Below are 13,623 nucleotides of genomic sequence, written 5' to 3' on the forward strand. Positions count from 1 at the left end.
TCTGGAGAAGCAAAGCGTGCGCCTTTGTCTCCGAATTTTAACCATGGAAATGGTGATCAGAGAAATTTGGAGACAACAGCGCTCGTAAGAACGATCCGGGTCCTGAACGGCTCCGCTCAACACGTGTCCTAGACAATCCATTTTACAAAAGGAGAGATCATCATGAGAATGGTAGACATTATTGCTAAAAAACGTGACGGAAAAGAACTGACCACAGAAGAGATCGATTTCGTCGTTCAAGGATATACGCAAGGAGAAATCCCGGATTATCAGGTCAGCGCATGGGCGATGGCTGTATTTTTCAAAGATATGACGGATAAGGAACGTGCCGATCTGACGATGTCGATGGTAAACTCCGGCGAAACGATCGATCTTTCAGCTATTGAAGGTGTTAAAGTTGACAAGCACTCCACTGGAGGCGTGGGAGACACGACAACACTGGTACTTGCGCCACTCGTTGCTGCACTGGATGTACCTGTTGCGAAGATGTCTGGTCGTGGCCTGGGACACACGGGCGGTACTACGGACAAGCTGGAATCCGTTGCTGGGTTCCACGTTGAGTTGGAAAAAGAAGAGTTTATTCGTCTCGTAAACGAACATAAAGTAGCGGTTATCGGTCAAAGTGGCAACCTGACACCTGCGGACAAAAAGCTGTATGCACTTCGTGACGTAACGGCAACGGTAAACTCGATCCCATTGATCGCTAGCTCCATCATGAGCAAAAAAATTGCAGCAGGTGCAGATGCGATCGTACTGGACGTAAAAACAGGTGCAGGTGCGTTTATGAAAACAACAGAAGATGCTAAAGAGTTGGCACACGCCATGGTTAGCATTGGTAACAATGTAGGACGTAAAACGATGGCGGTTATCTCCGATATGTCCCAGCCACTGGGTCTTGCCATCGGGAACGCCTTGGAAGTGAAAGAAGCGATTCTTACACTACAAGGTAAAGGTCCGAAAGATCTGGAAGAACTGTGCCTGGCACTGGGACGTCAGATGGTATATCTTGCAGGTAAAGCAGATTCACTGGAGCAGGCGGAAGAGAAACTCAAAGAAGTGATTCAGAACGGTAAAGCACTGGAGAAATTTAAACATTTCTTGGCCAATCAAGGCGGCGATGCTTCTGTGGTCGATCACCCAGAGCGCTTACCACAAGCACAATATCTAATCGAAGTTCCAGCAGATCGTGACGGGTATGTAGCTGGAATCGTTGCAGATGAGATCGGAACGGCTGCGATGTTGCTTGGTGCAGGTCGTGCAACAAAAGAGTCCGAGATCGATCTGGCGGTTGGTTTGATGCTGAACAAAAAAGTTGGTGATTCAGTGAAAGCCGGTGAATCTCTGGTAACCATTCATGCGAATCGTGAAGATGTCGATGCCGTGATTGCGAAAATCAAGGAAAACATCACCATTGCAGATCATGCCGATGCACCTGTATTGGTTCATGATATCGTAACGGAGTAAAAGGAAAAATAAGGTAGAATAACGGAATAGATAAGCAAGGTAACGATGTACTCATAACTTACCTGCTGATTGCAGTCCGCTAGACTGCCACAAAACTGCCGCAAGATCCCTTACTGGCACACAGTTGTAGATACACACTTGTAAACATACAGGTGAACATAATATATGAAAGACGACGGAGCAGATATAATCTGCCCGTCTTTTTTTGTTCGGAGACGACGTGCACGTAAACTCGAAACACGGCTGAGTACATAATACGACAATCCTCAGTCCAATGTTCTGGTTCTCTATGAACCTTGAAAATGTTGCTTAACCGCTCTTCGTTAGTTTAAATTGTCATGATCATCATGATTATCATCAGCTCGGCTACTAACTTGTGTGCAAATGGGGCGTCTGAAACGATCCAATGAGATTAATTTTCTAACGATTACAAGGAACGCTCTTTGAGCTATTTCCCGCGTTTAAATATTCTAACGAAAACCTTATTTTAGAATTTTGATGTGAAAAAGGGCTTTTTCTTGTGTTTTTAGCAAAATAAGCTCTCTGGTGATCGTTAGAATTTCAAAAAGCCTATTTTCACCTAAGTAAGCTCGTCTGAGATCGTTAGAAATAGAAGTGTGCTGGCGATCTTTTCGTAAAGTGCTCCACTTCAACTCAATGATGCTCTACTTTCTCTCACTTACTCACTTACTTACGATCTTATCATATGCCTTAACGGAATCGGCATTGGTGTAAATATAAGGAGAGGCTGGCTGATTAATCGGTGTTACGGACGTTGCCTGAATTTCCATCGTATCTTTACCGTCGACTTGCGCGGAGCCAATGGTACCACGGATCTGTACCCAACTGTCCTTCTCAAACTTGTTGGCATCCGGAATATGAATCATCACGCCAAAAGGAGCGGCATCTGCTGGGCAACACATCACGAGAAAACGTCCTAATGCAAAATGAGATGTATGCTCCATGTTATCGTCCCGGTAAACAAATCCGGTCAGCATAATCTCTTTGCCTGTGAATTGGCGCTGGAACATATCGATGGTGCCGAGGGTTTCCGAGAATATCTCTGGATACACCTGGATGACAGGTTGTACGTATAACTTTTCTGCCAGCTCCGCGAATTCCCGGCTGTATTCATCCGGTGGTACAAACTGCACACTGGCAGGTAATTCGGATAACTTGTCATTTTGCTGCTTTATACCTTGCGTGACCGTATAATCCTGCACGTTCAACTTAGCAGACTCGTCTGGCAGTGGGTCTTTACGCCTTATTTCAGGTGGAGTATACGTCAGAGACATTCCTTTCTGACTTGCCATCGAACTGCCTAAAGCTTGATCCGGTAGTAGAAAACCGAGCAATAGCGGCAAAGCAATTAGACCGTAGACCATAAAACTGCGAATCAGGCCGGAAGGTGGAGCATGTTCACAATCGCAATCGAATTCATTTCGACCCCAAAAAGCATGCCATGCCATAATAACAGCAATAAACAGGAGAGGAACAGCACAACCGAGAAGCAGATTTTGCATCATAGGAGCCAGATAGTAATGTAGAGAGTTGCTCGATTTGAGGTGCATAATATACACAGCCAGACTGCCAATCCAGCCTGCTCGAATGAGCGTATGCCACTGAATGACGATCCTTTTTGAAAAAAAGTTCTTGTTCATCGCATGATTAGCGTGAGCCATGACTTGCACTCCTTTCTTGTATGAATCTCATCTATGGATCATTTCAAATGAGGAGATACCACCCGGTAAACTAATTAACAGCATTAATGATTAATGTTGTTAATAACATAACAAGTACTCTTCAGCTAAAAGCAGTTTCATCTCAATCACCCTAAGAAGTTCACGAGCCAAGACCCGGCAAAAACCAGAAGGATAATCGCCAGACTTAAGCCAATGACAAAATGGGTGCGGAAGGTGGAGAGTAACATAAGCGTGCTTTTGAAATCCAGCATCGGGCCGAGCACAAGGAAGGAAATCAGCGGACCCAAAGCAAACGTATGTGAGAAGGCTGACGCAACAAAAGCATCCGATGTAGAACATAAGGACAGAACATATGCAAAGCCCATCATAAATACATACGAGGCAACCGGGCCATTTCCCAGCGCAACAAGATCACTGCGACTCACAAATGTCTGAATACACGCAGTAATCAATGCTCCAATCACCAAATATTTGCTCATATCGACGAACTCTTCACCTGCATGGATGAAAAAGCTGCGCCAGTCCTTCTTATGAGAGTGATGATGGTCATGGTTGCCACCGTGCGAGTGAGAATGAGCTGAAGAAGCCATTTTGAACCCAGGATGTGTCTTTACTTCCGTCACGACCGTTTTGGGCATGCGCAGAGGATTGCGTTTCACAAAAACATACACAAGCCCACCAACGGCAGCAGCCACCGTAAAAGCCAGTCCCATTCGAGCGATGGTGATCTCTGGATGACTAGGAAATGCCATGAGAGTTGCTGTAAACACAATCGGATTGACGACAGGACCGCTTAAAATAAACGTCACCGCGATATATGCAGGCATGCCTTTATGCATAAGCCGCCGTACAACCGGAATCATTCCGCATTCGCAGATGGGAAAAACAATACCGAGCAGGCCCGCTACAAGCACGCCCCCAACCGGATGTTTGGGGGTCAGTCTTCGCACCATCTCTTCCGATACGAACCATTGCATCAGAGAGGACAGGAACACGCCCATGAGCAGAAAGGGGGCCGCTTCCAGAAAAATACTCACAAATACTGTTTTTATATTTTGCAACGCTTCACTATTCCAGACCTTATTGAGATCCGGGGCGAACGCAATAACAACCGGAACCAGAAAGGCACAGGGAACCAGGAAGGTGAGAAGTTTCAAACTAGCTGCGATTCTCATGAAAAGACCTCCGTAACTAGAACTTTGCTAGAATATATGCTTGTACTTGCCGTAACATACATCGATTCGGGCAGTTAATCAGTTGTTTTACGATTAAAAAGCTCGCTCAAAGGGACTCAGTTGACAAGCAAAGGTGGAATAAGGTATAGTTCTCGATGTATTTAATCGTAATAATTACGATTAAATACATCGCCCATATAACTAAATCAGCATAAGTACATCATCCATCATCTTAGTTCACCATCTAGATATCCCGAAAGGTTTGATGGATCACTTAAATTCACCCATAAGAAGTGGAGGAAGCAATAATGTCAGTATCAGAAAAACAACAACATATTCAAAATCGAGTGCCAGTTACGGTTCTTAGCGGTTATCTTGGAGCGGGTAAGACGACATTGCTAAACCACGTGTTACATAATCGGGAGGGCATGCGTGTCGCCGTCATCGTAAACGATCTGAGTGAAGTCAATATTGATGCAGGGTTGATTCGGGACGGAGGCGGTTTATCGAGGATTGATGAGAAGCTGGTGGAGATGTCGAACGGGTGCATCTGCTGCACACTTCGTGAGGATTTGTTAAAAGAGGTGGAGCGGCTTGCGCTGGATGGGTCGTTCGACTACATATTGATTGAATCGACGGGCATTGGCGAACCCGTTCCTGTGGCTCAGACATTTACGTACATTGACGAGGAACTTGGTATCGATCTGACTCGATTCACTCGTCTAGACACGATGGTAACGGTGGTGGATGCCGCTCAGTTTTGGCGTGACTTTTATTCGAAAGAGACGCTTAAGGATCGCGGACAGGAAGCCGGAGAAGATGACGTGCGGGGCATTGTGCATTTGCTGACCGACCAGGTTGAATTTTGCGACGTTCTTGTGCTGAACAAATGTGATCTGGTATCCGAAGAAGAGCTATCGAAGCTGGAAAAAGCACTGCATGCGATGCAGCCAGAGGCCAAGTTGGTTCGCACGACGCATGGACAGATTGATCCGAGAGAGATTTTGAATACCGGTCGGTTTGATTTTGAAAAAGCAAGCCAGTCCGCGGGCTGGATCCGCGAATTGATGAAAGAGGAGCATACGCCTGAGACCGAGGAATACGGTATTCATTCGTTTGTATATCACCGCAAACGCCCATTCCATCCCGAGCGCCTGCTGCGCTGGATTGCCAAATGGCCAGACAGTATCGTTCGCTCCAAAGGGTTAATGTGGATGGCTACTCGCAACCATATGGCCATTTCATTTAGCCATGCGGGTACGTCCAAACAGCTTGCACCGGCAGGAATATGGGTAGGGGCGATGAGTGAGGAAGAGCGGCAACTTCATTTTGGCGACACGCTTCCAGCTATTCCCGATTGGGATGAAGAGTGGGGTGACCGGGTAACCAAGCTGGTGTTTATCGGGATCGATATGGATCGTGCAGCCATTGAACGAACATTGGATGAGACATTACTTACAGATGAAGAGATGCAGATGAACTGGCGCGAGATGAAAGACCCTTTTCCACAGTGGAGCTAAGAGAAGAAGTTGACAAAAGAAAAGGCATAGGCTACTATCATTAAATAGTAATAATTACGAATAGATAAAGGGAGGCAACATCATGAGAGTCATTGTAACTTTAGCCTGCACGGAGTGCGGGGATCGCAACTATACAACAACGAAGAACAAGCGTAACCATCCGGAACGTCTGGAGATGAAGAAGTATTCGCCTCGTTTGAAGAAGATGACGATTCACCGGGAAACCCGCTAAAAAATTTTGATTTTTTTAAATCGTAATATTTACGAAAATGGAAAGAGGTTAACCCATGATTTTATCTTCCATGCGTGATGTCGTATTTGGATATGGTAAAGAGCCCGTCATTGATCATCTGTCGTTGGATATTCATGTGGGTGAATTTGTCGGCATCACGGGGCCGAATGGCTCTGCGAAGACAACCATGCTGAAGCTGTTGCTGGGGCTCTTGAAGCCCTGGAGCGGTTCGGTACATATGAATACACAGCAACTTCGAGGCAAAAAGCTGGAGATCGGTTACGTACCTCAGCAAGTAGCCTCGTTTAATAGTGGTTTTCCCAGTACAGTCATCGAACTGGTGCGATCCGGTTGTTATCACAGTTTAGGTCTTTTTCGGCGATTCACCTCAGACAAAGAAGCGATTGTTGAACGAAGCCTGCGTGAGGTCGGCATGTGGGAATACCGCAACGCACGCGTAGGAGAGCTTTCGGGCGGACAGAAGCAGCGAATCTGTATCGCACGAGCCCTGGCTGGACAGCCGCAAGTGCTTGTGCTGGATGAGCCCACCACCGGGATGGATCGGCGCAGTAGAGAAGGGTTCTATGAATTGATGCGTCACTATGCAGATGTTCATGGTCTCACCATCATTATGGTCACACACGGTCTCGAAGAAGTGGGTAACCGGCTGGATCGAACGATCACCTTGGAGAGACAAGAAAGTGAGGAATGGCAGTGTTTGAGTACGAATTCATGCAACGTGCTTTCTGGGCTGGAGGACTAATCGGAATCATTGCACCTATTCTGGGTGTATATCTGATGCTTCGACGGCAGGTACTTATGGCTGATACACTTTCTCACGTTTCACTGGCAGGGGTTGCCCTAGGTTCGGTTATGAACCTGAATCCGCTTCTAAGCGGCTTCGCTGTTGCAATTATTGGTGCTCTGCTGGTCGAGCAGCTACGGCGAAGCTATCGGACGTACAGTGAGGTGCCGGTTGCAATCATTATGACATCTGGTCTGGCTTTGGCTGTTGTATTAATGAGTCTAAAAATGAATCTTTCCAAAACTTTCAGTTCTTATCTGTTTGGTTCCATCGTCGCGGTGAGTAATATCCAGCTGTGGATGATGGCAGCGGTATGTTTGATTGGATTGACCTTTTTTTTCGTTTTGCGAAGACCGTTGTACAATTTGACCTTTGATGAAGAGACGGCCTCCATTGGAGGCGTACAGGTGAAAGGTTTATCATTTGCCTTTGCGATACTAACCGGAATGACCGTGGCCTCTGCGATGCCGATTGTCGGTGTGCTGCTCGTATCTGCACTTATTGTATTGCCGGCAGCATTAGCTTTGAGGGTTGCACGCAGTTTTGCCGCAGCCGTTGTTATTTCTATCGTTACAGGATTGATGGGCATTTTTAGCGGGCTCACCGCTTCGTATCAATGGAATACACCTCCGGGAGGAACCATTGCACTCATCCTGTTACTTTTCCTGTTGACTGGAATATCAGCCCAAAAGCTGATTTCACTATACAATCGTAAACGTCATCGCGCCGTTAAGCAGAAGACAGCAACATTATATATTCATTCAAAAAGCAACACATAAAGATGAAATGGGGAATTCAGACTATGAAATTGGGCAAAACTTCAGCGCTGGGAATTATCTTCAGTTTGGCAATTGTTGCAACAGGTTGCGGCCAAAAAACAACAACCTCCAATCCGGATCAAGCTGCAGCAGCTAGTACTCCAGCGGCTTCGGAGCAAAAATTAAATGTAGAGGTCAGCTTTTATCCAATGTATGATTTTACGAAAAATGTAGCGGGCGATCTGGCTGATGTACATACGCTTATTCCGCCAGCCATGGAGCCGCATGATTGGGAACCAACGCCTCAGGACATCGCGAGCATTGAAAAAGCAGATGTTCTCGTCTACAACGGGGCAGGCATGGAGTCCTGGATGGATCAGGTCAAAGACAGCCTAAGCAATAGCAAACTTGTGCAGGTGGAAGCCAGTCAAGGGATTAGCATTCGTGAAGGTGGAGAAGAAGAGGAACATGACCATGACCATGAGGACAAAGCAACAACCACTGAAGAACATGATCACGCAGATGACGCCTCTGCGAAGGAAGGTCACGAGCATGACCATAACGCCGTAACAGGTGAAGAGCATGACCACGACCATGGCGGGCTTGATCCTCACGTGTGGCTGTCACCAGCGCTCGCTATAAAGGAAGTACGAAACATTGAAGCTGGACTTGCCAAAGCGGCCCCGCAGCATGCAGACCAGTTCAAACAAAACGCCGATGCATATATTGCCAAGCTGGAAGCACTGGATCAGGACTTCAAAGCGGCTGTGAAGGACAGCAAACGGAAGGACTTTATTACACAACACGCGGCTTTTGCATATCTGGCAGCGGAGTATGGTTTGCAGCAGGTTCCGATTGCCGGGTTGTCTCCTGAACAGGAACCATCCGCAGCTCAGATGGCAACTGTCATTGATTTTGCCAAGGAACACAAGGTGAAAACAATCTTTTTCGAAACACTCGTTTCATCCAAAGTATCTGAAACTATTGCTAAGGAGATTGGAGCCAAGACGGCTGTGTTGAATCCTATCGAAGGTTTAACCGAGGATGAGGTTAAAGCGGGCAAGGACTACATTAGCGTGATGAGAGAGAATCTGGAAGCGCTGAAGCTGGCATTGAACGAATAGGAACTTTAATGAGCATTTGATGCTTTTCACCGAAAAAGGTACAATATAACAACATGCTGAGGAATGAACGTGACCTATTCCTTTGCCTTTTGCGAAGCAGAGAGCACAGTGATGTGCTCTTTTTCGTTTGAGACGTTTGGATATGCAGACCAGGAGGAACATGATGAACGTACATGAAGAATTTGAGGAACAGGAAGTACTGCTCAGTGAACAGCCTGTACATCTGTGGAGAAGACGGAAACAGGAACTGTTGCACTGGACCGAACGGGACAAACGAACCGTGTCTCCCAAACGGACGGTGATATGGAACGGGGTAGAGGTTGACGCAGAGCTGGTTCGCTCCCTGAGCCTGCTCCATGAAGCAGGGGTGCAGACCGAGTTTTCATGTGCCGGGGTTAGTCCGCTGGATGAACCTGTCGATCATTCACTATATGCGTATGTAACGCTTATCCAGAGCAAAGCCGCCGAACAGTTCGTGAACGATGCCATTTTGCGGATGCGAAATCGACTTTTGGTGACTTTTGAGAAAGGGCGTGGTCGATATGATCTATCTTCTTTTTTCATTGGGCACAATCGCAGCTTTTGCTGGTGGATGGAGCAATGCGCGCTTGACTTCAAAAGACGAAACGAAGCAGGGAAGCCTGACGTACTATAATGGATAGGCTCGCTAGTTGAAGGCAAGGAGGTTTGAACAGATTGAACAAGTGGCTCAAAACGATCCTTTTTCTAATGGCCTCTGTATTTCTGACCCGATTCATCCCGTTCTCATCCTTGTTCCGTAATCTCGATACGATGATTCATGAATTCGCTCATGCGCTGATGACACTGGTTTTGTCCGGTAAAGTGTTACGCATTGAATTATACGCCGATCATAGCGGTGTCACGTATTCATCTATGTTGACATCGGGGAGAGCGATATTTGTTTCGCTGGCAGGATACATTGGTGCATCGCTTTTTGCATGGCTTCTGTTTTACTTGTACCGCAAAGGGCGGCACATGTGGGGCTTGGGAGTTATGACGGCTGTGGCACTTGTGTCGCTGGTGTTATATGTCAGAGGCGAATTCGGAATGTTGTGGTTGACCGGGTTTATCGCGTTGAATGTAGTTATTATGATTTTTGGTGTGAAAATCGCGAAGTACTACTATCTGCTACTGGCCTTTATTACGCTCGAAGAGTCCGTTGTTAGTGCGATGTATATCGGTTGGGCATCTTGGACCCGTCCATCTCAGGCCGGAGATGCGGCCAATCTGGCGCAACAGACGTTCATGCCAGCTCTGTTCTGGGGTACGCTGTTTGCATTGTTTGCGTTATGGTGTGCAAAGGGAGCTCTTGCACTTTTCTTCCGAAAAGAAGGAACGGCAAGTCCCTCGAAGTCGAAATCCCGTGGATTAAACAGAGCATAGAACGTAATGTAGATAGGGCGAAAGTCCGAAGGATGAACAAAGAACACTTCCTTTTTTTTAAAAGGAGGTGTTTTTATATCGTTTTTTTGTTTTGTACCACTCAGCATAATTTGCGGGTTAGTTTCAACTCTCTTTGGATAGTGCGAAGTGTTAGTCCCCGAGGTTATCCCATAAGGCATAAAAATAATAAATTTCCTCCATAATCGCTTGATCATCCTGCGCCGCAATACCGCCCTGGATTCGTGCAAGTGCGCCCAGAATATCATAAATACTCTCACGCTCCACGCTGAATTGAATGCGGTTGACGATCCGATGCCAAGCTTGCAGGGAATACTCGATCTGATCTTTGGCTTGAGTCCACTGCTTGTCCAGAACCTGCTTCTCCAGCTTCTGGATGGATTCCAGTAAGCGATCTTGCGTGCCAAAAGGTTTTTTGAGCCAAGGGCCGCTAATCATGATCGCGATGAACAGCAAAAGCATGATAATGGGGATCGTATAGAGAAGCCATTTATGCTTTTTCATTTCCGAACCTCCCGGGACAAGTTTGGTCAGATTGTTTTTATGAGTTCAAATATATTAGATTCATTCAGATCAGTTACGTTTTTTTTTCTCATCCGTGCTGGTCATGTCTGATAACCGATCCTTATACAAATCGATATATAACTTGTCATTCGGTAAAATGGCAGCAAATGCAATGTCCTGAATCGTCAGGTTTTGTTTTTTCAATTGTTCGGTTAACCAGCTGCTGTCCTTATTGCGCTCGGCCAGTTTTTCTTTCATTAATACACCGTCGATAATAAGCTCGGTCATGAGTTTCTGGGATGGTGGGTGCATGTGCATATCCTTTGCGGTTACGGGCTGATTCTCTGGTTTCAAAGCAATGGATAAGGTGCCATCTGGCTCTAAAATGCCATAATCGACCGTGGTCAGGTCAAATACATCCTTTTGCCGTAGCATCATGGTGAGTTCGTCGAACTTCACGCGCATTTGATTCAGATTTTGTTCCAGAATTTTGCCATTCTGAATGACCAGGGTGGGATCGGAGTCCATAATTTGGGAGAAGGCTCGGCTTTTCAGCGTAATGTATTGAAAAATGATGGTGATCAAGGTGAAGATGGTTAACGCTACAAAATGAATCCACGCTTTGGACGACAAATCCGTGGCAAACGTACCGGCAATGGAGCCAATCGTAATGCCGTTAATATAATCAAAATAGGTCAGGTTGCCCATTTGTTGTTTTCCCAGTACCCTCGTATAGACAATTAAGGTGAGAAAAGCGATAATCGCTCGCACAGCAACGACCGTAGTTTCCTCCATCATATATGCATCACCACCCTTTACACCCTCAATCCTTGCCCACAACGATGCAATTTATTCCTTATCACTTGAGGGTCAAATCAACGCCAAAAAAACCGAAGCCCGTGAGCATATCACGAGGTTCGGTTGGAGTGTGAATCTGTTTCAGACAATCGATGTATCCAAAAATGAGGGCTACACCCCGGAATAAGCCATGAATCCGCCGTCTACAGGGACAACAATACCCGTTACAAAGCCGGACTGATGCTCATCTGCCAGCCACATTAACGTACCGAGCAGATCCTCCGGTTTACCAAAACGGCGCATTGGGGTATGCGCAATAATTTTGCTGGAACGCTCCGTAGGTGAGCCGTCTGGCTGCAAGAGCAAGTTGCGGTTCTGCTCGGTCAGGAAGAAGCCTGGAGCAATCGCATTGACCCGAATCCCTGACTCTGCCAGATGCACAGCGAGCCATTGTGTAAAATTGTTAATAGCCGCCTTGGCAGCACTATACGCAGGTACTTTGGTCATAGGAGATGGGGCACTCATGGACGATATATTAATGACCGTAGCCGGTACATCGCGCTCAATCATGTGTTTGGCAAAAATTTGAGTAGGGATGAGGGAGCCGACAAAGTTCAGATCCATGACCTGCCGAAACCCCTCTACACTTACATCAAAAAAGGTGGTCACATCAGGATTACCCAAATCCTCCGGTTTAAAAATTTCATTTGTTGTGTTGGCACTGGCGTTATTGCCGCCAGCACCATTAATCAATATGTCACATGGGCCGAGTTGCTCGCGAACAATATCTGCCGCCGCCTGAACACTTTCGGCTTGGGTGACATCACATGCAACGGCAATGGCACGGCCACCTGCTTTTTCAATTGCGGATTCAACGTCTTGACCTTTGGATACCGTCCGGTTCAGGATGGCCACCTTGGCGCCGTGTCTTGCGAGTTCTTCAGCCATGGAGCGGCATAATACGCCTGCCCCTCCGGTAATCACGGCTGTTTTACCTTGAAGGCGAGAAGTACGCTCCAGATTCAGGTTCGAATGGTGTTCGCTCATACGTTTGCCCTCCTTTGTAGTGAATCCCAGACACCCCAGAGATACATAATTCCGAGTGCACGATCATATAGTCCATAGCCTGGTCTACATTCTTCTCCCCACAGATGTCGACCGTGGTCCGGTCTGGCGTATCCTTCAAAACCAATATCGTGATAGGCTTCTACAACACCCGCGATATCTACACTTCCGTCCTGACTGCGGTGAGAGGTTTCGATAAAGTCACCATTTTCATAGACCTTCACATTCCGGATGTGAGCAAACGGAATCCGATCACTGAACTCATGAATCATACCGATGATATCATTGTCTGGATTGGCACCGAGAGATCCGCTACACAGCGTTACACTATTCGACGGACTATCATATAGATTCAGGTATCTGCGAACATTGTCCTGATTGATTATAATTTTAGGCAGACCAAAGATCGGCCATGGCGGGTCATCGGGATGAATCGCCATTCGAATGCCAAGCCGCTCGGCGGTAGGAATGATCTCTTGCAGGAAGTAACGTGCGTTCTCCCACATATCGTCCTCGGTCACATCTTTATAGGCTTCAAACAAACCTGTGAGATACTGTAGTCGTTCCGGTTCCCAACCCGGCATCGTGAGGGTGGAGTTTTCATTAATTTTGCGAACCAGTTCCAGTGGTTCAATGTTTTCAATTTTGCTAGCTTCATAGAAGAGGGCTGTTGATCCGTCCTCCATTTCTTTGTGCAGATCCGTACGCAACCAATCGAAGATCGGCATAAAATTATAACAGATCACTTTGACACCCACTTGGGCAAGTTTCTCCATGGTTTTAATGTAGTTGCTAATATATTTATCCCTTGAAGGCAGTCCAAGCTTGATATCTTCATGAATATTAACACTTTCTACGACATCCAGATGTAGTCCGGCTTGGTCCGCAGCTGTCTTGACAGCAAGTATTTTGTCCATCGGCCATTCTTCGCCTGCAGGAACATCATGTAGTGCCCATACAATGCCTTCGACGCCCGGAATTTGCCGGATCTGATCCAGCGATACCGTATCATTGCCTTCGCCAAACCAGCGAAAAACCATCTTCATCTCATTC

General features: G+C 46.6%; 14 protein-coding genes. 8 read left to right on the forward strand and 6 right to left on the reverse strand.

Annotated elements, in window-relative coordinates; all coding sequences use genetic code 11:
- The first annotated feature begins 162 nt into the window (after positions 1 to 162).
- Positions 163 to 1,464: a pyrimidine-nucleoside phosphorylase gene (locus tag H7T88_RS17325; protein WP_090924848.1), complete on the forward strand. Its 1,302-nt coding sequence runs from the start codon at positions 163 to 165 to the stop codon at positions 1,462 to 1,464.
- Between the two features lie 683 nt (positions 1,465 to 2,147).
- Here H7T88_RS17325 and H7T88_RS17330 read toward each other — a convergent pair.
- Together H7T88_RS17330 and H7T88_RS17335 are read right to left on the reverse strand one after the other, a co-directional pair.
- Entirely contained in the window at positions 2,148 to 3,146 is a 999-nt protein-coding gene (locus H7T88_RS17330; protein ID WP_260510970.1) for a TIGR03943 family putative permease subunit, read from the reverse strand.
- 146 nt (positions 3,147 to 3,292) lie between these two features.
- Positions 3,293 to 4,342 carry a permease gene (locus H7T88_RS17335; protein ID WP_221789506.1) on the reverse strand — a complete coding sequence of 350 codons (1,050 nt, stop codon included), beginning with the start codon at positions 4,340 to 4,342 and terminating at the stop codon, positions 3,293 to 3,295.
- Positions 4,343 to 4,650: 308 nt separating this feature from the next.
- Here H7T88_RS17335 and H7T88_RS17340 point away from each other — a divergent pair, with 308 nt between their 5' ends.
- From H7T88_RS17340 to H7T88_RS17370, 7 genes are all read left to right on the forward strand, one after another.
- Entirely contained in the window at positions 4,651 to 5,862 is a 1,212-nt protein-coding gene (locus H7T88_RS17340) for a GTP-binding protein (RefSeq protein WP_221789507.1), read from the forward strand.
- A gap of 82 nt (positions 5,863 to 5,944) precedes the next feature.
- Entirely contained in the window at positions 5,945 to 6,094 is a 150-nt protein-coding gene (gene rpmG / locus H7T88_RS17345) for a 50S ribosomal protein L33 (RefSeq protein WP_036613813.1), read from the forward strand.
- Between the two features lie 55 nt (positions 6,095 to 6,149).
- Entirely contained in the window at positions 6,150 to 6,857 is a 708-nt protein-coding gene (locus tag H7T88_RS17350; RefSeq protein ID WP_221789508.1) for a metal ABC transporter ATP-binding protein, read from the forward strand.
- On the forward strand, positions 6,803 to 7,678 hold the full coding sequence (locus H7T88_RS17355) for a metal ABC transporter permease (RefSeq protein WP_221789509.1): 876 nt from the start codon (positions 6,803 to 6,805) through the stop codon (positions 7,676 to 7,678). The genes H7T88_RS17350 and H7T88_RS17355 overlap by 55 nt, the downstream gene beginning before the upstream one ends.
- A gap of 23 nt (positions 7,679 to 7,701) precedes the next feature.
- The gene (locus tag H7T88_RS17360) at positions 7,702 to 8,781 is read left to right on the forward strand and encodes a metal ABC transporter substrate-binding protein (RefSeq protein WP_221789510.1); all 1,080 of its coding nucleotides are present in this window, start codon (positions 7,702 to 7,704) and stop codon (positions 8,779 to 8,781) included.
- A 160-nt stretch (positions 8,782 to 8,941) separates the two neighbouring features.
- Positions 8,942 to 9,436, forward strand: a complete 495-nt coding sequence (locus H7T88_RS17365; RefSeq protein WP_312027632.1) for a hypothetical protein — start codon at positions 8,942 to 8,944, stop codon at positions 9,434 to 9,436.
- A gap of 41 nt (positions 9,437 to 9,477) precedes the next feature.
- Positions 9,478 to 10,185 carry a M50 family metallopeptidase gene (locus H7T88_RS17370; protein WP_090916441.1) on the forward strand — a complete coding sequence of 236 codons (708 nt, stop codon included), beginning with the start codon at positions 9,478 to 9,480 and terminating at the stop codon, positions 10,183 to 10,185.
- 150 nt (positions 10,186 to 10,335) lie between these two features.
- Here H7T88_RS17370 and H7T88_RS17375 read toward each other — a convergent pair whose 3' ends face one another.
- From H7T88_RS17375 to uxuA, 4 genes are all read right to left on the reverse strand, one after another.
- Positions 10,336 to 10,707: a DUF4363 family protein gene (locus H7T88_RS17375; RefSeq protein ID WP_221789511.1), complete on the reverse strand. Its 372-nt coding sequence runs from the start codon at positions 10,705 to 10,707 to the stop codon at positions 10,336 to 10,338.
- A gap of 69 nt (positions 10,708 to 10,776) precedes the next feature.
- Positions 10,777 to 11,505 (reverse strand): DUF421 domain-containing protein, encoded by a 729-nt coding sequence (locus tag H7T88_RS17380; RefSeq protein WP_221789512.1) that lies wholly within the window; start codon positions 11,503 to 11,505, stop codon positions 10,777 to 10,779.
- A 171-nt stretch (positions 11,506 to 11,676) separates the two neighbouring features.
- Positions 11,677 to 12,552: an SDR family oxidoreductase gene (locus H7T88_RS17385; RefSeq protein ID WP_221789513.1), complete on the reverse strand. Its 876-nt coding sequence runs from the start codon at positions 12,550 to 12,552 to the stop codon at positions 11,677 to 11,679.
- Complete coding sequence (gene uxuA / locus H7T88_RS17390; RefSeq protein WP_221789514.1) at positions 12,549 to 13,616, reverse strand: mannonate dehydratase; 1,068 nt, start codon at positions 13,614 to 13,616, stop codon at positions 12,549 to 12,551. Before uxuA ends, H7T88_RS17385 begins: the two co-directional genes overlap by 4 nt.
- Positions 13,617 to 13,623: the final 7 nt, after the last annotated feature.

It is taken from the genome of Paenibacillus cucumis (ex Kampfer et al. 2016), assembly GCF_019748695.1.
Taxonomy (GTDB): domain Bacteria; phylum Bacillota; class Bacilli; order Paenibacillales; family Paenibacillaceae; genus Paenibacillus; species Paenibacillus polysaccharolyticus.